The organism is Robertkochia marina, assembly GCF_004799345.1.
GTDB lineage: Bacteria > Bacteroidota > Bacteroidia > Flavobacteriales > Flavobacteriaceae > Robertkochia > Robertkochia marina.
The window spans coordinates 190,302-208,188 of record NZ_SSMC01000001.1 but is presented as its reverse complement, the minus strand read 5'-3'; the positions used below and the strand labels follow the sequence as shown (position 1 = coordinate 208,188).

Here is a 17,887-nt window from a genome sequence, read left to right as displayed (position 1 = left end):
TTGATAATGAAAGGAACCGTATATAAATCGACCGGAAGCTGGTATAGCGTCAAGACCGGGGAGGGCGATTTTTATGACTGCAGGATCAAAGGGAAGTTTAGAATAAAGGGTATTAAAAGTACCAACCCTATTGCTGTAGGAGATGAGGTTAATTTCAAACTGGAGACTATCGGAGATGAGACCTTTGGGGTGATCACCGAGATTCTGGATCGCAGGAATTATGTGGTTCGAAAATCGGTCAATCTCTCTAAACGAACCCATATCATTGCGGCCAATGTTGATCTTGCCTTTTTAATGGTTACCATTAATAACCCTAAGACATACACCGATTTTATAGACCGGTTTTTGGTGACCGCAGAGGCTTATGAAATTACTCCTGTGCTCATCTTTAATAAGATCGATACTTATGCGGTTGATGATATGGCAGAGGTGAAATATCTGATCTCGGTATATGAAAAGATCGGGTATCAATGTATGGAGATGTCGGCTGTATCAGGAGAAGGAGTTGGGGAGTTGAAAAGCCTGATGAAGGGTAAAACCAGCATGTTCTCCGGACATTCGGGGGTAGGAAAGTCAACCCTTGTCAATGCCCTCCAACCGGGACTGGAACTCAAGACTGCCGAGATATCGGAACAGCATAAGCAGGGTCAGCACACCACTACCTTTGCCGAAATGTTCGATCTCGATTTTGGAGCACGTATCATAGACACCCCCGGAATTCGCGGATTCGGGATCGTGGATATGGATAAAGACGAAATTGGAGATTATTTCCCGGAATTTTTTGCGCTTAAAGGCGACTGTAAGTTTAATAATTGTCTCCATGTAGATGAGCCCAAATGTGCGGTGAAAGATGCTCTTGAAGAAGGGGCTGTGGCATGGAGCCGTTATAAAAGTTACCTGCAGATCCTGGAAGGAGATGAAGAAAACTATCGTACCGACATCTATTCAGATGATTAAATTTCTGAGCTGACTTTATGAGAGCGCTAATACAAAGGGTAAATAATGCATCAGTGATTGCCGATGGAAAACCTTCAGCTGATATTGGGCAGGGGCTTTTAGTGCTGCTCGGAGTGGAGGAAAATGATACCATAGATGATGTGTTGTGGCTAAGCAGAAAGGTCTGCGGACTTCGCATTTTCAATGATGGTGATGGGGTGATGAACCTCTCGGTCAGGGATGTTGATGGAGAACTCATAGTGGTGAGTCAATTTACCCTGCATGCCTCGACCAAAAAAGGGAACCGTCCTTCCTATATCAGGGCCGCCGGCCATGAGATCGCGGTACCTTTATACGAGGAATTTGTAGCCACACTCGAGAAGGAAACCGGGAAAAAGGTAGGTACCGGGGTTTTTGGAGCTCATATGGAGATCTCGTTGGTAAATGATGGGCCGGTGACTATTATGATCGATAGTAAATCAAGAGAATAACAAAAATATAGGAGCAATGAATATAAAAGATGCACAACTGGCAGTAGATACCTGGATCAAGGAGCATGGAGTGCGGTATTTTAATGAACTCACCAATATGGCCCAGCTTACCGAAGAGGTGGGTGAGGTTGCCAGGATCATTGCAAGAAGATATGGGGAGCAGAGCGAAAAGGAAAGCGATAAGGATAAAGATCTGGGAGAAGAACTGGCAGATGTTGTTTTTGTTGTGCTTTGCCTGGCGAATCAAACGGGAATAGATCTTCAGCAGTCTTTTGACCGAAAAATGGAGAAGAAAACCAAAAGAGATCACGACCGCCACCACAACAATGAAAAATTGAAATAAATACCTTGAAAAGAACCCCTGATCTCAGGGAATCTTTTTTATTTTTATCAGCCTGTATTCAAAAAAATCACACATTGAGAGTAAGGCTAAATTTTCCGGGAAAAGAGGTACATGGTGAAATTTCTGTAACCGGGTCTAAGAGTGAGAGTAACAGGTTATTGTTGCTCAAAGCACTGTTGCAAGACCTGGAAATAAAGAACCTTTCAAATTCGGATGATACCCGGGTAATGAAAGCGGGAATAGAAAAGACGTCGGGCATGGTTGATATTCATCATGCCGGTACGGCCATGAGATTCCTGACGGCCTATTTTGCAACCCAACCGGGATGTGATGTGGTGCTAACGGGGTCTGCCCGAATGAAAGAAAGACCCATTTCTATTTTGGTAGATGCGCTCAGAGCACTGGGTGCAGCGATCACCTACACAGAGAAAGACGGATATCCTCCCTTGCATATAAAAGGCACTTCTATTGTTAAACATGAAGTCACCCTCGATGCAGATGTGAGCAGTCAGTATATTTCAGCATTGTTATTGGTTGCTCCCAATCTTGAGAACGGACTGGAGCTTACTTTGGACGGAAAGATCACCTCTCTTCCTTATATTAAAATGACCCTGGCTCTTTTGGAGCAGGTAGGTGTAAAAACCGATTTCACCTCCAATGTCATCACTATTGCTCCATTGAAGAAAAACGAAACCAAGGTATTGACGGTTGAATCAGATTGGAGTTCGGCTTCCTATTTTTACAGTATTGCTTCTGTTTGCGAGCAGGCTTCCATTGTGATCTCGAGTTATAAACCTGATAGTCTTCAGGGCGACAGTGTCCTGCAGGAGATCTATCGCGACCTGGGGGTCGGGTCGGCCTTTATGGAAGACAGGTTGATGTTGAAGCGGGTGGCCGAAACCGAGCAGGTTTCAATGATGAAACTGGATCTTGCCAATGCTCCGGATATTGCCCAAACCATAGCAGTTAGTTGTTTTGCAAATGGAGTAGGGTGTGAGCTTACCGGTTTGCATACCCTGAAGATCAAGGAAACCGATCGCCTGGAGGCTTTAAAAACTGAACTGACCAAATTAGGAGCCTCGATCGAGGTAACCAATGATACCCTTTACCTGAAAGCAGGTGGCGATATCAGGCCGGAGATAGCGATAGACACCTATAATGATCACCGGATGGCCATGGCTTTTGCCCCGCTGGCTCTTAAGGTGCCCATAATTATCAACGATGCCGGGGTAGTGTCAAAATCTTACCCTGGGTTCTGGGATGATCTGGCTTCTCTTGGTTTTGAGGTTCAGGAATTATAAAGTTTGTGTTGTAGGTAAGGGAGCCATCCTCAGGCCGGTAAATATTCCCTGATTTCCTTGACAACCCCTATTCCGATATTGTATATTTGTGCCCGCCCGGACCATATCTGTAAGAAAAACAGTTAAATATATCATTATTCCGATATAATGGCCCAAGCCCTCACAGGAACCGGGACTCTTTCTGAATAAGAAAGGGTAGAGCTGCAGCCATGAATAAAAAATGTCTATGAAATTATCTCATTTTAACTTTGATCTCCCCAAAGACCTGCTTGCTGAGTATCCATCAGAAAACAGAGATGAAGCCCGACTCATGGTGGTACACCGCAAAGACGGCAAGATCGAACACAAGATGTTCAAGGATCTTATCGACTATTTCGATGAAGGTGATGTAATGGTGTTGAACAATACCAAGGTGTTTCCTGCCAGATTGTTCGGTAACAAAGAAAAGACCGGAGCGAGAATCGAAGTATTTTTATTGAGAGAACTCAATGTAGAGCAACGTCTGTGGGATGTGCTTGTAGACCCTGCAAGAAAGATCAGAATTGGTAATAAATTATACTTTGGTGAAGATGAAAGCCTGGTGGCCGAAGTGATCGATAATACAACTTCCAGAGGTAGAACCCTGCGTTTCCTTTACGATGGCTCTTACGATGAGTTTAGAAAGAAACTGAACGAGTTGGGAGAAACCCCGTTGCCTAAATACATTAAAAGAGAAGTAGAGCCGGAAGATGAAGAGCGTTACCAGACCATCTATGCAAAAGAAGAAGGTGCCGTGGCTGCCCCTACAGCAGGACTCCATTTTTCAAAGCATTTATTGAAGCGCCTTGAGATAAAAGGTATTGACTTTGCCGAGCTAACCCTTCACGTTGGCTTAGGTACCTTTAACCCTGTAGAGGTAGAAGACCTTTCCAAGCACAAAATGGACAGTGAAGAACTGTTTATTGCCGAGGAGGCTGCCGATATTGTGAACAAGGCTAAAAAGAATAAGAAGAGGGTTTGTGCCGTTGGTACGACCGTAATGCGTGGCCTGGAAAGTTCTGTATCATCAGAGCGAACCCTAAATTCATTTGAGGGGTGGACCAATAAATTTATCTTTCCACCCTATGAGTTCAGCATTGCCGATTGTATGGTAACCAACTTCCATACCCCGAAATCTACACTGCTGATGATGATCTCTGCCTTCGCAGGTCATGACCTGACGATGAAGGCATACAAAGAAGCTGTGAAAGAAAAATACAGATTCTATTCTTATGGAGATGCCATGCTGATCCTTTAATTTAGAGCTTTAAAACTTAAAAGAGGCCCCGGAATATTCCGGGGTTTTTTTATTTCTTCACACTCCCGACTCTCCACTCCCGAATCGCTACGCTCTACTAAAGAAACTCTTATCTTTGCAGCATGAAGCAAAAGGCGAAGAAAGATATCAGGGCCCTGACCCGGGAGCAGTTGCGGGAATTTTTTATACAACAGGGAGATAAGGCGTTTCGGGGCAACCAGGTTTATGAGTGGCTGTGGAATAAATCGGTGCATTCTTTCGAGGATATGACGAATATTTCTCTGGAAACCCGACAAATGCTGGAAGATAACTTTGTGATCAACCATATTCGTGTAGATCAAATGCAACGCAGCAGTGACGGGACCATTAAAAACGCAGTACGCCTTCACGATGATCTTGTGGTCGAATCAGTGCTTATTCCCACCCCAACCCGTACCACGGCCTGTGTATCGAGTCAGGTAGGCTGCAGTCTTGACTGTAAGTTCTGTGCCACCGCCAGGCTTAAGCGCATGAGGAATCTTAATCCTGATGAGATCTATGACCAGGTGGTCGCTATCGATAATGAGAGCCGCCTTTACTATGACCGTCCGCTCAGCAATATTGTTTTTATGGGAATGGGAGAGCCGTTGATGAATTACAAGAACGTGCTTAAGGCCATCGATATGATCACTTCTAAAGACGGACTTGGCATGTCGCCAAAAAGGATTACTGTTTCCACCTCCGGTGTGCCAAAGATGATACGTAAGCTTGCCGATGATGAGGTGAAGTTTAAACTTGCAGTTTCTCTGCACTCTGCCATTGATGAGGTACGAACCGGTATCATGCCTTTTAATGAAAACTTCCCTCTCGCCGATCTCAGGGAGGCTCTTGAATACTGGTATAGTAAGACCAAAAGCAGAATTACCTATGAGTATGTGGTTTGGAAGGGTATTAATGACCGACCGGAGGATGTGAAAGCGCTTATTAAATTTTGTCGATTTGCACCTTCAAAGGTTAATCTCATTGAATACAACCCCATAGGAGATGAACATTTCAAGCAGGCAGATTTCACGGCCATTGAAATGTACCAGCGTGAACTGGAGCGCAATGGTATTACCGTAACGGTTAGGCGTTCAAGAGGTAAGGATATTGACGCTGCTTGTGGGCAATTAGCAAATAAGAACGGATAGGATGCCACCAGGGGTAACCGTTTTAAATACCGTGATTTTTTCCGTAGGGAACTACCTCCAAAGTCTTATATTTGAAAGCTAAATGAAGGTAGTAGAGCAAATAAAACAGCCCATTCATGAAGAAATGGAACTTTTTGAAAAGAAGTTTCATGATTCTATGTCTTCCAGGGTGGCTCTGCTCAACCGTATATCTCATTACATTGTAAACCGCAAAGGGAAGCAAATGCGTCCCATGTTTGTTTTTCTGGTGGCAAAAATGGTCTCAGGGGGTTCTGTAAATGAACGTACCTACCGAGGTGCTTCGGTAATTGAATTGATCCATACGGCCACCCTTGTTCATGACGATGTGGTTGATGACAGTAATCGCAGGCGAGGTTTTTTCTCCATTAATGCTTTATGGAAAAACAAAATAGCTGTTTTGGTTGGAGATTATCTGCTTTCCAAAGGATTGCTGCTGTCAATAGATCATGAAGATTTTGACCTGCTAAAGATAATATCAGTAGCCGTTCGTGAGATGAGCGAAGGTGAACTTCTTCAGATCGAAAAAGCGCGAAGACTTGATATTACGGAAGAGGTGTACTATGAGATCATTCGTCAGAAAACAGCAACCCTCATTGCCGCCTGCTGTGCCCTTGGGGCGTGTTCGGTAGAAGAAAAGCCCGGAGAAGTTGAAAAGATGCACAGGTTTGGTGAACTCATTGGTATGGCCTTTCAGATCAAGGATGATCTTTTTGATTATACAGATGGTCCGATAGGGAAGCCTACAGGTATTGATATAAAAGAAAAGAAAATGACCTTGCCGCTTATCTACAGCTTGCAGCAGGCAGATGAAAATAAGAGGCGATGGATCATCAATTCAGTGAAAAATCACAATAAGGATAAAAAGCGTGTTAAAGAACTGATCAGCTATGTGAAAGATTCAGGGGGATTGACCTACGCTGAGCAAAAAATGATATCCTTTCAAAAAGAAGCCCTGGAATTACTGCATACCTATCCGGTGTCTCCTTACCGGGACAGCCTGGAACTGATGGTCAACTACGTCATAGAACGTAAAAAGTAACCATCTTTCTTTATTCTTCACTCAGGCATTTTTCTGAACTCTGTTTTTGAACCCGGATAAGGGTGCATGAAATCTCTTGAAATCTGTAACATATTAAGGAGTTATGCTTCTATTATATAGAGATATCGTACTTGATTCTGAAAAAAAATCTTTGCGAGGCAACCTCGGGCAAAGTATTTGCGTCTATATAAATAGAAGACCAAATGAAACCATTTTTGAAAGTCATCAACTTACATCACCACCAACCGGAACTTATTAAAAAGGCTCGGAAAGGAGATCGGGAGGCTCAAAACCAGATCTACAAACGGTTTTCGCCAACCATGCTCGGTTTGTGTCGAAGTTATGTTCGTGATCTGCATTTCGCAGAAGATGTGATGATCACCGGGTTTTTTAAGGTCTTTAAGAATTTAAATTCCTTTAAAGAAGAAGGAAGTTTTGAAGGGTGGATACGAAAGATCATGGTACGTCAGTGCATTGACCATCTGAGAAAAAAGAACCCGGAACAATTTCATGATCCTGAAGCCTTGAAATCTTCGGAGTTGACTTCCGGAGGTGATCTTCCGGATAGCCTGCAAGTGGAAGCGCTTCAAAATCTTATTGATGAAATGCCCGATGGTTACCGTACCGTTTTCCTGTTATATGCTGTAGAGGGCTATAGTCATAAAGAGATCGCAACACAGCTTGAGATCTCGGAAAGCACATCAAAGTCACAATTGTTTAAAGCCCGGAAATTGCTTCAGCAGAAATTGGCCGGGATGAAAGAATCAGTATATGAGGTCAGAAGAATTTGATAAAAAAGTCCGTTCGCTGCTGCAAGAGCGAAAAATTAAGCCGACCCCTGCCTCCTGGCATCGCCTGGAAGGATTGCTGGATGAGGCTGAAACTCAGGGAAGCTCAAAGCAAAAACTATGGTTTGTAGCTGCTTCAGTGGCCGTGATCATGGTGTTGGGAGCCTTGATGATCTCATCAGATGGCTTCTATACAGAAGCAGACCCTCTTGTAGAGCAGGAGATGGAAAGATCGTCCCCGGAAAGAAATGATGATATATATAAAGTACCGGAAGCAGGTGGGTTGGTTAAGCAGGATAATATCGAGGAAGTCTCCATTCCTGTTGAGTTATCAGAGAATTCATTTTCCACATCATCTTCGGCAGCAGTTGTTTTTGAGGGCAGGCCGGTAGAGAAAACAGTGGGCGCTGATTTTGGGAGTAATGAATTGAGATATATTCCGGTTGGCACCAATAAAGAGAAGACTCAGGTAAGTGATCGGGAGATCGAAGAATTGCTGGCCGATGCCCGTGCTGTTTTACACCAAGACGGGGCAAGCACGGCAAAGCAGGTAGATGCAGCCCTGTTGTTGGCAGATATTGAAAAAGAATTAGATCAAAACTTTAAGGATAAAGCACTTGAAGCCTTGAAAAAGGGCTTGGTAAAACTGCGTACAGCAGTTGCAGAACGTAATCAATAGTTCATTCATTAATCAATAAATCTTAGTACCATGTTTAAAATCACAAAGATCGCTGCTTTGGCGGCCCTGCTGTTTATTGCTCAGCCTTTAACGGCGCAGGAAACCGAAACAGAAATGACTCCTGCCGTGAAAGCCAGGCTGGAGCGGCTGGAGAAAGCCAAGGAAGAGATGATCAAAGAAGAAAAGGAAATGCTCAGAGAGGCCGTTGAGGATATTGAGCAGATGCTTGAGAACGGAGATATTACCGCAGAAGAAGCCGAAAAAAGAAAAAAAGAGGCTGCGCTGAAAACAGCCCAAAACATTGAGAATCGTTCTGCCATCATTGATAACAAGATCGAGCTGGTTAAACGGGGAGAATTTGTAGGAACCTCGGACGGCTATATCAGGATCGATATCAAAGACGAAGATGACTGGTTTAGTATCGTAGGCTTTGATGAATGCTTTCCGTGTAAGACGAAAAAGCCTTACGATCGTCGCACGACCAGTCACCTGGTAGTGGCTGCCGGTATTAATAATGCCCTGGTTGACGGAGGGTCGCTGGATGACAGCCCTTATCAGATAGGGGGGAGTAAATTCTTCGAGATCGGATGGCAATTCAAAACCAGGGTCTTTAAAGAGACCAATTGGTTACGGTTTGTATACGGACTAAATTTTCAATTTAACGGTTTTAAGCCGGAAGATGAGCGCTATTTTGTTCGGGAGGGTGACCTGACCTTTCTGGAAGAATTTCCGGGAAACCTTGACAAATCAAAACTGAGAATGGATAACCTGGTGCTTCCGGTGTTCTTCGAAATAGGTCCTTCAAAGAAAATTGAAAGAGATGATTACTTCAGGTATAGTATTCGCAGAAAGTTCAGGATCGGATTAGGAGGATATTTCGGAGTAAATTACAGTACGCGTCATAAACTGAAATATAAGATCGATGGCGAGCGTGTCAAAGAAAAGATCAAGAACAGCTATAATACAAGTAATACTATTTATGGCTTAGCGGGTTATGTAGGTTTCGGCGATCTGAGTCTTTACACTCGTTATGAGCTGAATACTATCTTTAAAGACCCGAACGTTGATCAGCACAACATTGCTTTTGGGCTGCGTTGGGAGCTTTGATCGTTCAGGATAGAATTGCTTATTTTTGATTCCCGCTTTTGGCGGGAATCCTTATTTTTAACCAAAGTCTTATCCATTGATCGCAAAAGAAACCATAGACAAAGTATTTGATGCCGCAAGAGTGGAAGAAGTTATAGGTGACTTTGTTCAGCTGAAACGATCGGGCTCCAATTTTAAAGGTCTGAGTCCGTTTACCGATGAGCGTACCCCTAGTTTTATGGTGTCTCCGGTAAAACAGATCTGGAAGGATTTCAGTAGTGGTAAGGGAGGTAATGTGGTAGCATTCATTATGGAGCACGAGCATTTCACCTACCCGGAAGCTATTAAATACCTGGCTAAAAAATACGGGATTGAGGTAGAGGAAACTGAGCAGAGCAACGAGCAAAAGGAAAAGGCGGGTGAACGCGAAAGTATGTATCTCGTCTCTGAATTTGCCCGTACCTACTTTAAGGATAACCTGTTTAAAACTGAGCCCGGAAAGGCTATTGGCTTAAGCTACTTCAAGGAGCGGGGCTTCAAAGTTGAGACCATAGAAGCCTTTCAATTGGGGTATTGCCTGGATCAATGGGATGCTTTTACGAAAACTGCCTTAGACAAGGGGTATCAGTTGGAGTTTCTTGAGAAGACCGGACTTACCATAGTAAAGGGGGAAGACAGGATGTTTGACCGCTTTAAAGGTCGGGTAATGTTTCCTATACATTCCATGAGTGGCCGTGTACTCGGCTTTGGTGGGCGTATTCTGAAAACGGATAAGAAGGCCGCGAAATATCTTAATTCACCGGAGAGTGAGATCTATCACAAGAGTAAGGTGTTATACGGTTTGTACCAGGCCAAACAATCTATAGCCAAAGAAGACAATTGTTACCTGGTAGAAGGATACACCGATGTTATTCAGTTTTATCAAAGCGGAATCACCAATGTGGTTGCCTCCAGTGGTACTGCCCTTACCCCTGAACAGATCAGGCTGGTTAACAGGCTGACCAAGAATATTACCGTTTTATTTGATGGCGATGCTGCAGGTTTAAGGGCGTCTATGAGAGGTATTGACCTGATCCTGGAGCAAGGAATGAATGTTAAGGTGGTTACTTTTCCTGAGGGTGAAGACCCGGACAGTTTTGCCGCCTCCAATTCTCCCGATGAGCTTCAGTATTTTCTCGATACCAACGCTAAGGATTTTATTCAGTTTAAGGCCTCCGTCTTAGTCAATGAAGCCCAGAATGATCCGGTTAAAAAGGCGGAGACCATACGTGATATAGTGCATAGTATCGGGAAGATTCCCGATAGAATACAGCGCGAAGTCTATATACAGGAATGTTCGCGTATCATGGATATTTCTGAGGAGGTATTGTTTAATAGTCTTGCCCAGTTGGGGAAGAAAGAACTTGCCGAGGCCAGTAAAAAATTTAAAAAGGAGCAGAAGGCCTTCGAGGTGGTTCGTCCGGAACAGAAGGTCGAAAAGATTGACACCCAACAATTCCTGGAGCGAAAGATCATCGAGTTACTTCTGCTTTACGGTATGGAAGAGGGCGAGTTTCAGGACCTGGTGCTGAAGGAGGATGATAAAGGTGAATTGGTATTAGAGCCTGAGGTTCATGGGGCTAAGGTATTCGAAAAGATATACCTTGATCTGCAGCAGGATGAGGTGGAGTTGTCTAATCCTTTATTCAGGGATGTATACGTTCATCTGATCGAAGAGATGCATGCCAATGAGACCTTTACGATTGAATCATTTTTAAATAAAACAGCCCCGGAGATTGCCTCTGAACTTTCATCCATTCTGATGGATGACGAAAAGTATAACCTTCATAACTGGGATAAGAACAATATTTTTGTGAAGGAGAAAAAGGCCGGAATGACCCAACTTGTAAGTGAGACCATTCTTTCGCTGCGGTGTCATCTTATTGATAAGCGGGTTGACCAGTTGCAGAATGAGGTGTTAAAAACTGAAAATGGTAGTCATGAGATCCTTGAGGAAATCATGAACTACCATCAACTTAAAAAATTATTATCAAATAAACTGAACCGAGTTCTTTAATACAATTCCAGGGCTTTAGCCTGCTGCAGCATGTCTACCATGTTGTCTACGTTTAATTTACGCATAAGACGGGCCTTGTAGGTACTGACCGTTTTTTCATTTAGGCCCAATTCTTCGGCCACATGCTTGTTACGTTTACCCGAAGCAAGAAGCTTAAGTACTTCAACTTCACGGGTAGATAATTTTCTAAAAAATCTTCTGGGTTTATTGGTACTCTCATCAAATGCCAGGCGCTGAGCCAGTTCATTGGTAATGAACATACCTCCTTCAGCAACCTTGCTAATGGCATTCTTAAGCGTATCTATAGTGGCTGTTTTGGCGACATAACCTGAAGCTCCTGCCCGCAGGGTGGAGAGTGCGTAAACATCTTCTGCCTGTGCACTGAAGATAAGCACCTTTACATCGTTGTAATCTTTTTTCATTTTCCTGAGTGCAGTAATTCCGTTCACTTCAGGAATATCCATCTCCAGAAGAACCACGTCGGGCTTCTCCTTTTCCAGGGCATCAAACAATTCTGAGGTTGTACCAACACTGGCGGTCACATTGAAGTCATCAGACCCTCCAAGTGCAGCGTTCAACCCCTCTCTTACAACGGGGTGATTATCGGCCACTAATACTTTGATCATAATGCAGTTTTTTTAATAATTATAAAAAAGATAACCAAAGCCTCGTCAGCTCAACTATAAGATCTGTGAAAGAATAAAATTTGGGGGTGTTTTACCAGATAAAAATAACTAAAAAAAATACGTCTGCAAAATAGTTGAAAAAACTTTCTTTTAATTTGTAATTATTTCAGGTTCAACGGTATGGAGCAGACCGGAATTGGCTCCATTTTATGTTTATTTGCCCTGTTTAGACGTTTATAGATGTCAAAAACTTCCTGTTCCCGGCCGGTGAAATCGCCCAGAGTTTTCCCTTTTTTATCCTGTTCCATTGCCCATTCGAGTTCCGGGTAAGAGGCTCCGATCTGATCTTCATCTGTTCTGTCATCTCCCCACAAACCATCTGTAGGAGGAGCACTCATGATGTCTGAATTGACACCCAGGTACGCCCCGATTTCATAAACTTCTGTTTTAACAAGATCGGCAATAGGGCTGAGGTCTACCCCTCCGTCACCGTATTTGGTATAGAATCCTACTCCAAAATCCTCTACTTTATTTCCTGTTCCCGCTACAAGAAGTTTTTCCAGGGCAGCAAAATAATATAAGGAGGTCATACGCAAACGGGCCCTGGTATTGGCTAAAGACATGAATCGCTCTTCTTCGTTCTCCACCTCCGGGAAGCTCTCTATCAGGGCATCAAATACAGGGGTTAGATTTACCTGGGTCATGCGAACGTTCGAATAATTGCTTTTGAGCCATTCAATGTGGTTTAAGGCGCGACTCACCTGGCTTTCTGCCTGGTGAATGGGCATCTCGAGACACAGCACCTCCAGGCCGGTCCTTGCACATAAGGTGGAAGTAACGGCAGAATCAATCCCTCCGGAAACGCCTACTACAAATCCGTTCATCCCTGCCTTTACGGCATAATCTTTAAGCCAATTAACGATATGGTCTGTTACAGCTGCTGTATTCATAATATATAAGTGAAATTTAGAGGAAGGTGGATTTCCTTTATTATTTTTGGTTTCGAATTAACTAACGCAAAAATATAGCATTCTCTTGTGAAACCACAGGAGAGAGGTAAACGAAATCATTTCCATGAGAAAGATCCTAACCGCCATATGCCTCTGTGTACTGGTTTCCTGCGTGTCAGGCGATCAAAAAGAAAAAGAAATTTCTCAGATAGAGGTAGATCTGGATGTTAAACGCTTTGACCAGGCATTTTCATCGGCCGATCCAAAAGATCTGCCCACCTTAAAAGAAAAGTTTCCTTATTTGTTTCTTTTAGAATATCCGGATAGTGTTTGGTATAATCGTATGGAGGATACCCTGCAAATCCAATTGTTTGAAGAGGTGAGTGCTGCATTTTCAGGATTTGATTCCCAAACAAAAGCCTTGACAAAACTCTTTCAACACGTGAAATATTATTATCCTGAAGTGGTTGAGCCCACCGTTGTTACGGTAACATCTGACGTAGATTACCGGTATCGTGTGATCTATGCTGATACTCTATTATTGATAGGACTTGATAATTACCTGGGTTCAGATCATGAGTTTTACAAGGGGATACAGGAATACATCCGAAAAGATTTTATGCCTGAGCGCATCGCTGTGGATGTTGCTGAGGAGGTTGCCAAAAGAGAAATTCCGATGCCTGCTAACAGGACCTTCGTAGCTAAAATGGTGTACTATGGGAAATTGTACTACCTCATGCATCAATTTTTACCGGAGGAGCCGGAAGAAATGATCATTGGCTACACAGAAGAAGAAATGGATTGGGCCAGGGCCAATCAAAGCGAGATCTGGAGGTATTTTATTGACAGTGACCTGTTGTTCTCTACCAATAGTAAACTGGAGCAACGGTTTTTATCGCCGGCGCCTTTTTCTAAGTTCTACCTGGAATTTGATCATGAGTCTCCGGGCAGGTTGGGTAGATTTATAGGCTGGGAGATCGTGAAGTCTTATATGGAAAATAATGAAGTATCTTTGCAGCAAATGCTGGAAAAACCGGCAGAAGAAATATTTAATGAATCCCGTTATAAACCCTCTAAATAATGGCTGTTAAGCATACTTCAGATATAAAAATCAGTGTTGGACTTGATGAGAATAAAATTCCTGAAGAGTTAAGGTGGAGCGCTCAGGATGGTGGCGTTGACCAGGCGAAAGCAAAGGCTGTTCTGCTGTCAATTTGGGATAGTGCTCAACAGGAAACCTTGAAAATAGACCTGTGGACCAAGGATATGCCTGTAGATGAGATGAAAAAGTTCTTTCATCAAACCCTGGTCTCAATGTCAAATACCTTCGAGCGGGCCACGCAGGATGAGAAAATGTCGGCCACTATGCGTGATTTCTGCGATTATTTTGCAGAAAAGCTGGAGCTTAAAAAAGAATAACTTTCTTGAGGCTGGTTTTTGTCTATAATGCAGGAAAGGGCTGGTTCAACGCCTTTACCGATAGTATTCATAAGGTGGTCTCGCCACGGACGTATCCCTGTGACCTGTGTAGTCTTACTCACGGATTGACAAGGATGAGGCCGGAAATTCGCAGGTATCTGACAGAATTCAATGGTGATACTGTTTTTTACCACTTAAACGACCTTCCCGATAATTGTAAAAAGCCGCTTGCAGATGCGGGTGGGGCTCCTGCTTTGTTTTTGGAGTATAAGGATGAAATGCTACTCCTATTTGATAAAACGGAATTAAGCCGGTTTGAAAGTGCGACTCTTTTTATTGCCGAATTGAAAAGAAGGCTTGAAGATATTCTCAGTTGATCTCCTGGTTAATACTGTCAATATAGTTAAGGAGCTCTTCTCTGCCCATTCCGGATGAGGAGGAGGTAACAAAGTGATTGGGAGCCTCTTCCCATGCACCCTGCTCGAGAATCTTAAGGTAATTTTCCACCTCTCGGGTAATGGCTGCGGGTTTTAATTTGTCGGCCTTGGTGAAAATAATAGAGAAAGGGATCTGGTTAACGCCAAGCCATTCCATGAACTCCACATCAATTTTTTGTGGTTCGTGGCGGATGTCAACCAATACAAAGGCAGATACCAACTGTTGTCTTTTAGAGAAATAATCGGTGATGAAGCGTTGAAAAACCTTTTTGGTGCTCTTGGAAACCCGCGCATAGCCGTAACCGGGAAGGTCAACAAGAAACCAGTTCTTATTGATCAAAAAATGATTAATGAGCTGAGTTTTTCCCGGCCTTCCGGAGGTCTTTGCAAGACTTTTTCGCTCAGTGAGCATATTGATCAATGAAGACTTCCCTACGTTCGACCTACCTATAAAGGCATATTCCGGCAGAGGGTCTTTAGGACATTTCTGTACATCTGTATTGCTGACAACAAAAGAAGCCGACTTGACTTGCATGTTCTATATGTTTCTTGAATCCAACCATTCTTTCAGGATTCTGTTAAATTCGTCCGGATGCTCCATCATAGGAGCGTGTCCGCACTTGTCGATCCAGAACAGGTTAGAATCGGGGAGTAGTTTATGGAACTCCTCTGCCACATTAGGAGGGGTAACACTGTCGTTTCTTCCCCAGATAATGCAGGTAGGCGTCACCATTTGCGGCAGGTCCTTGGCCATATTGTGCCTGATGGCGCTTTTCGCAATGGCAAGGGTTTTAACAAGTTTGCTGCGATCGTTCACTGTGGCGTAAACCTCGTCAACAATTTCTTTTGTGGCGATCTTAGGGTCGTAAAATACGTCTTCACTTTTCTTTTTAATGAATTCGTAATCTCCTCTTTTGGGGTAACCGTCGCCCATGGCACTTTCGTACAATCCGGAACTTCCCGTGATCACTAATGCCTTGACCTTTTCAGGAAACAGTTTGGTATGTAAAAGTCCAATATGGCCACCCAGGGAGTTTCCTAAAAGGATCACCTGGTCAAATTTTTTGTATTCAATAAAGGATTCCAGAAATTTTGCAAAACTTTTTACCGTTGTCTTAATGAGTGACATACTGTAAATAGGGAGTTCGGGTATGAGTACCTTGTATCCTCTTTTGGAAAAGTACTCCGTAACACCGGTAAAATTACTCAGACCTCCCATCAGACCGTGAAGTACGATTAATGGGGTTCCTTCTCCAACTTCTATATAAGTAAACTTTCCTTCCTTCTTTAATTCGTGTACCATTAATGGTTAGTTACATTTTTCGAAACAAATATAGGGATTTAACCAATATTTTAAGCCTTTTCCGCAGGAAGTGCAAAAACCCTTCAGGATTTTTAAAATGAACCTCTATAGGCTTCTTTTTTAAGGGGCTTCCCACTTGTTCACATTCTTGAAACCCAAGCTATTGCTGCAGTTGAACGGGATATATATTCAATTTATCAACAAAGTGGTAAAAAGTGCCATATTGTGGTAAAAAGTGGTAAATATTTCTATATATTTGAAAAATAAGACTAAATCCCAACCTGAAAGTGTTTGAGTTTACGGAAGAATATGAGTGTAAGGCTGATAGCAAAGGGCGCATTATGGTGCCTTCTTCGCTAAGGGCCAAACTTGCATCCGTGCTTCATGAAGGTTTGGTGGTAAAAAGATCGATCTTCCAGTCCTGCCTTGAGATCTACACTGTTGAAGAGTGGAAGAAAGAGGCAGAAAAAGTCGGAAAGTTAAATCGATTTGTGAAAAAGAACAACGACTTTATCAGGCAATTTACTGCCGGGGTTCGTTTGATCCAGATCGACGGAAACGGTCGTCTGTCTATACCTAAAAATTTGATGGAATTTGCAGGAATCACCAAAGACGTGGTTCTGAGTGAGACGATTGGAAGAATAGAGCTGTGGGATAAAGAGCGCTATTATGCCGTGCTTGATGAAGGTGCTGCAGATTTTTCTGATCTGGCGGAAGAGGTGATGGGTAATCTAACATCTGATGACAATGAGTGAGTATCATAACCCGGTATTGCTGAAGGAGACTGTAGATGGGCTTGCCATAAAGCCCGATGGTGTTTATGTGGATGTAACTTTTGGAGGTGGTGGTCACTCCCGGGAGATCATGAGCAGGCTGGGAGAAAAAGGAAGGTTGATCGCATTTGATCAGGATGAAGATGCTTTAGAGAACGCGATCGATGATGCGAGATTTACATTGGTCAATGAGAACTTCCGTTTTATAAAGCGCTTTTTAAGATTTCAAGGAGTGAGGCAGGTAGATGGTATTCTGGGTGACTTTGGGGTTTCTTCTCATCAGTTTGATGTCGCAGAACGCGGATTTTCTACCCGGTTTGATGCCGGTCTGGATATGAGGATGAGTAAGCGTAATGAGTTGTCGGCTTATGAGGTTGTTAATGAGTACTCTGAAGAGGATCTTCGAACCGTGCTTCGCATGTATGGTGAAATTAAAAATGCCGGAGCGGTTGCCAGGGCCATAGTGGCTCACAGAAAGAACGGAGATATTAAAACAACTGATGCTTTGAAGAATGCTTTGGGCAGATTGTTGCCTGCTCACCGGGAGCAAAAAATACTGGCGCCGATCTATCAGGCCATCCGTATTGAGGTGAACCAGGAGATAGAGGTGTTAAAGGAGTTTCTCTTGCAAACGCCTGAGTTGATAAAGACAGGTGGCCGCCTGAGTCTGATAAGTTATCACTCTCTTGAAGACAGGCTGGTAAAGAACTTTATCAGAAGTGGAAAGTTTGAGGGGGTGCCGGAAAAAGATTTTTATGGAAACCCATTGGTGCCGTTTAAAAAAGTAGGGGGCTTGATAAAGCCTGCTAATGAAGAGATTGAAACGAATAACAGGGCCAGGAGTGCCCGGTTGAGAATAGCTGAGCGTTTGTAGGTATGAAGGAGCGATTGCTGGATGTATTGAAGGGCAGCTTTTTGATCAGTGGAGATGCTGCAAAGAACTGGAGATTCATATTATATGCCTCTTTATTGGCTGTTATCATGATAAGCAGCGCACACAAGGCAGATAAGAAAGTACATTATCTGGCCGACCTTACCGAAGAGGTGTTGGAGTTGCGTAGTGAATTTGTGGATGTACGAACGCGATTACAACAGCGAAAGCTGGAGTCGAACATTCGGGAAAGAGTAGGTGATTATGGGTTGGTGCCTTCGAAAACACCGCCCAAAAAAATAAAAGTAGCAAGCAGTAAATAA

21 protein-coding genes are annotated in these 17,887 nt (G+C 43.3%); 17 read left to right on the top strand and 4 right to left on the bottom strand.

Features of this window, described 5'->3' with window-relative positions:
* Positions 1-6: 6 nt before the first annotated feature.
* The 11 genes from rsgA to dnaG all read left to right on the top strand — a co-directional run bounded on the left by rsgA (position 7) and on the right by dnaG (position 11,185).
* Complete coding sequence (gene rsgA / locus E7Z59_RS00830; RefSeq protein WP_136334396.1) at positions 7-957, top strand: ribosome small subunit-dependent GTPase A; 951 nt, start codon at positions 7-9, stop codon at positions 955-957.
* Between the two features lie 17 nt (positions 958-974).
* Positions 975-1,427 carry a D-aminoacyl-tRNA deacylase gene (gene dtd / locus E7Z59_RS00825; RefSeq protein WP_136334395.1) on the top strand — a complete coding sequence of 151 codons (453 nt, stop codon included), beginning with the start codon at positions 975-977 and terminating at the stop codon, positions 1,425-1,427.
* Between the two features lie 16 nt (positions 1,428-1,443).
* Positions 1,444-1,770, top strand: coding sequence for a nucleotide pyrophosphohydrolase (locus tag E7Z59_RS00820; protein WP_136334394.1), 327 nt, complete (start codon positions 1,444-1,446; stop codon positions 1,768-1,770).
* Positions 1,771-1,844: 74 nt separating this feature from the next.
* Positions 1,845-3,071: a 3-phosphoshikimate 1-carboxyvinyltransferase gene (gene aroA / locus E7Z59_RS00815; RefSeq protein WP_136334393.1), complete on the top strand. Its 1,227-nt coding sequence runs from the start codon at positions 1,845-1,847 to the stop codon at positions 3,069-3,071.
* 226 nt (positions 3,072-3,297) lie between these two features.
* On the top strand, positions 3,298-4,347 hold the full coding sequence (gene queA, locus E7Z59_RS00810; RefSeq protein WP_136334392.1) for a tRNA preQ1(34) S-adenosylmethionine ribosyltransferase-isomerase QueA: 1,050 nt from the start codon (positions 3,298-3,300) through the stop codon (positions 4,345-4,347).
* Positions 4,348-4,469: 122 nt separating this feature from the next.
* Positions 4,470-5,516 carry a 23S rRNA (adenine(2503)-C(2))-methyltransferase RlmN gene (rlmN, locus tag E7Z59_RS00805; RefSeq protein ID WP_136334391.1) on the top strand — a complete coding sequence of 349 codons (1,047 nt, stop codon included), beginning with the start codon at positions 4,470-4,472 and terminating at the stop codon, positions 5,514-5,516.
* A gap of 82 nt (positions 5,517-5,598) precedes the next feature.
* Positions 5,599-6,576, top strand: coding sequence for a polyprenyl synthetase family protein (locus E7Z59_RS00800; RefSeq protein ID WP_136334390.1), 978 nt, complete (start codon positions 5,599-5,601; stop codon positions 6,574-6,576).
* Between the two features lie 203 nt (positions 6,577-6,779).
* Complete coding sequence (locus E7Z59_RS00795) at positions 6,780-7,367, top strand: RNA polymerase sigma factor (RefSeq protein ID WP_242015691.1); 588 nt, start codon at positions 6,780-6,782, stop codon at positions 7,365-7,367.
* Positions 7,348-8,043, top strand: a complete 696-nt coding sequence (locus E7Z59_RS00790; protein WP_136334389.1) for a hypothetical protein — start codon at positions 7,348-7,350, stop codon at positions 8,041-8,043. Before E7Z59_RS00795 ends, E7Z59_RS00790 begins: the two co-directional genes overlap by 20 nt.
* Before the next feature lie 30 nt (positions 8,044-8,073).
* Positions 8,074-9,150: a DUF2089 domain-containing protein gene (locus E7Z59_RS00785; protein WP_136334388.1), complete on the top strand. Its 1,077-nt coding sequence runs from the start codon at positions 8,074-8,076 to the stop codon at positions 9,148-9,150.
* 76 nt (positions 9,151-9,226) lie between these two features.
* A complete protein-coding gene (dnaG, locus tag E7Z59_RS00780; protein ID WP_136334387.1) occupies positions 9,227-11,185 on the top strand; it encodes a DNA primase in 1,959 nt (652 codons plus the stop codon).
* Here the strand turns inward: dnaG and E7Z59_RS00775 are convergent.
* Positions 11,182-11,811, bottom strand: a complete 630-nt coding sequence (locus E7Z59_RS00775) for a response regulator (protein ID WP_136334386.1) — start codon at positions 11,809-11,811, stop codon at positions 11,182-11,184. The genes dnaG and E7Z59_RS00775 overlap by 4 nt on opposite strands.
* Before the next feature lie 161 nt (positions 11,812-11,972).
* Entirely contained in the window at positions 11,973-12,761 is a 789-nt protein-coding gene (gene nadE, locus E7Z59_RS00770) for an NAD(+) synthase (RefSeq protein WP_136334385.1), read from the bottom strand.
* Positions 12,762-12,885: 124 nt separating this feature from the next.
* Here nadE and gldB point away from each other — a divergent pair, with 124 nt between their 5' ends.
* From gldB to E7Z59_RS00755, 3 genes are read left to right on the top strand one after another with little or no spacing between them, the layout of a single operon-like run.
* Positions 12,886-13,842 (top strand): gliding motility lipoprotein GldB, encoded by a 957-nt coding sequence (gene gldB, locus E7Z59_RS00765; protein WP_136334384.1) that lies wholly within the window; start codon positions 12,886-12,888, stop codon positions 13,840-13,842.
* Positions 13,842-14,180: a gliding motility protein GldC gene (gene gldC, locus E7Z59_RS00760; protein WP_136334383.1), complete on the top strand. Its 339-nt coding sequence runs from the start codon at positions 13,842-13,844 to the stop codon at positions 14,178-14,180. The genes gldB and gldC overlap by 1 nt, the downstream gene beginning before the upstream one ends.
* A 5-nt stretch (positions 14,181-14,185) precedes the next feature.
* Positions 14,186-14,557: a hypothetical protein gene (locus E7Z59_RS00755; RefSeq protein ID WP_136334382.1), complete on the top strand. Its 372-nt coding sequence runs from the start codon at positions 14,186-14,188 to the stop codon at positions 14,555-14,557.
* Here E7Z59_RS00755 and yihA read toward each other — a convergent pair.
* The gene (yihA, locus tag E7Z59_RS00750) at positions 14,550-15,152 is read right to left on the bottom strand and encodes a ribosome biogenesis GTP-binding protein YihA/YsxC (protein WP_136334381.1); all 603 of its coding nucleotides are present in this window, start codon (positions 15,150-15,152) and stop codon (positions 14,550-14,552) included. The two genes, E7Z59_RS00755 and yihA, sit on opposite strands and share 8 nt — an antisense overlap.
* Positions 15,153-15,155: 3 nt before the next feature.
* Positions 15,156-15,920: an alpha/beta fold hydrolase gene (locus E7Z59_RS00745; protein WP_136334380.1), complete on the bottom strand. Its 765-nt coding sequence runs from the start codon at positions 15,918-15,920 to the stop codon at positions 15,156-15,158.
* 287 nt (positions 15,921-16,207) lie between these two features.
* Here E7Z59_RS00745 and E7Z59_RS00740 point away from each other — a divergent pair, with 287 nt between their 5' ends.
* From E7Z59_RS00740 to E7Z59_RS00730, 3 genes are read left to right on the top strand one after another with little or no spacing between them, the layout of a single operon-like run.
* On the top strand, positions 16,208-16,675 hold the full coding sequence (locus E7Z59_RS00740) for a division/cell wall cluster transcriptional repressor MraZ (protein ID WP_136334379.1): 468 nt from the start codon (positions 16,208-16,210) through the stop codon (positions 16,673-16,675).
* Positions 16,662-17,567, top strand: coding sequence for a 16S rRNA (cytosine(1402)-N(4))-methyltransferase RsmH (gene rsmH, locus E7Z59_RS00735; protein ID WP_136334378.1), 906 nt, complete (start codon positions 16,662-16,664; stop codon positions 17,565-17,567). The genes E7Z59_RS00740 and rsmH overlap by 14 nt, the downstream gene beginning before the upstream one ends.
* A 2-nt stretch (positions 17,568-17,569) precedes the next feature.
* Entirely contained in the window at positions 17,570-17,887 is a 318-nt protein-coding gene (locus tag E7Z59_RS00730) for an FtsL-like putative cell division protein (RefSeq protein ID WP_136334377.1), read from the top strand.

Coding starts and splice junctions, on each gene's coding strand:
- E7Z59_RS00800 (WP_136334390.1), top strand. CDS start 5,599: ATGAAGGTAGTAGAGCAAATAAAACAGCCCATTCATGAAGAAATGGAA.
- rsmH (WP_136334378.1), top strand. CDS start 16,662: ATGACAATGAGTGAGTATCATAACCCGGTATTGCTGAAGGAGACTGTA.
- gldC (WP_136334383.1), top strand. CDS start 13,842: ATGGCTGTTAAGCATACTTCAGATATAAAAATCAGTGTTGGACTTGAT.
- E7Z59_RS00730 (WP_136334377.1), top strand. CDS start 17,570: ATGAAGGAGCGATTGCTGGATGTATTGAAGGGCAGCTTTTTGATCAGT.
- dtd (WP_136334395.1), top strand. CDS start 975: ATGAGAGCGCTAATACAAAGGGTAAATAATGCATCAGTGATTGCCGAT.
- queA (WP_136334392.1), top strand. CDS start 3,298: ATGAAATTATCTCATTTTAACTTTGATCTCCCCAAAGACCTGCTTGCT.
- E7Z59_RS00785 (WP_136334388.1), top strand. CDS start 8,074: ATGTTTAAAATCACAAAGATCGCTGCTTTGGCGGCCCTGCTGTTTATT.
- yihA (WP_136334381.1), bottom strand. CDS start 15,152: ATGCAAGTCAAGTCGGCTTCTTTTGTTGTCAGCAATACAGATGTACAG.
- rlmN (WP_136334391.1), top strand. CDS start 4,470: ATGAAGCAAAAGGCGAAGAAAGATATCAGGGCCCTGACCCGGGAGCAG.
- E7Z59_RS00775 (WP_136334386.1), bottom strand. CDS start 11,811: ATGATCAAAGTATTAGTGGCCGATAATCACCCCGTTGTAAGAGAGGGG.
- gldB (WP_136334384.1), top strand. CDS start 12,886: ATGAGAAAGATCCTAACCGCCATATGCCTCTGTGTACTGGTTTCCTGC.
- nadE (WP_136334385.1), bottom strand. CDS start 12,761: ATGAATACAGCAGCTGTAACAGACCATATCGTTAATTGGCTTAAAGAT.
- E7Z59_RS00820 (WP_136334394.1), top strand. CDS start 1,444: ATGAATATAAAAGATGCACAACTGGCAGTAGATACCTGGATCAAGGAG.
- E7Z59_RS00795 (WP_242015691.1), top strand. CDS start 6,780: ATGAAACCATTTTTGAAAGTCATCAACTTACATCACCACCAACCGGAA.
- rsgA (WP_136334396.1), top strand. CDS start 7: ATGAAAGGAACCGTATATAAATCGACCGGAAGCTGGTATAGCGTCAAG.
- E7Z59_RS00745 (WP_136334380.1), bottom strand. CDS start 15,920: ATGGTACACGAATTAAAGAAGGAAGGAAAGTTTACTTATATAGAAGTT.
- E7Z59_RS00790 (WP_136334389.1), top strand. CDS start 7,348: ATGAGGTCAGAAGAATTTGATAAAAAAGTCCGTTCGCTGCTGCAAGAG.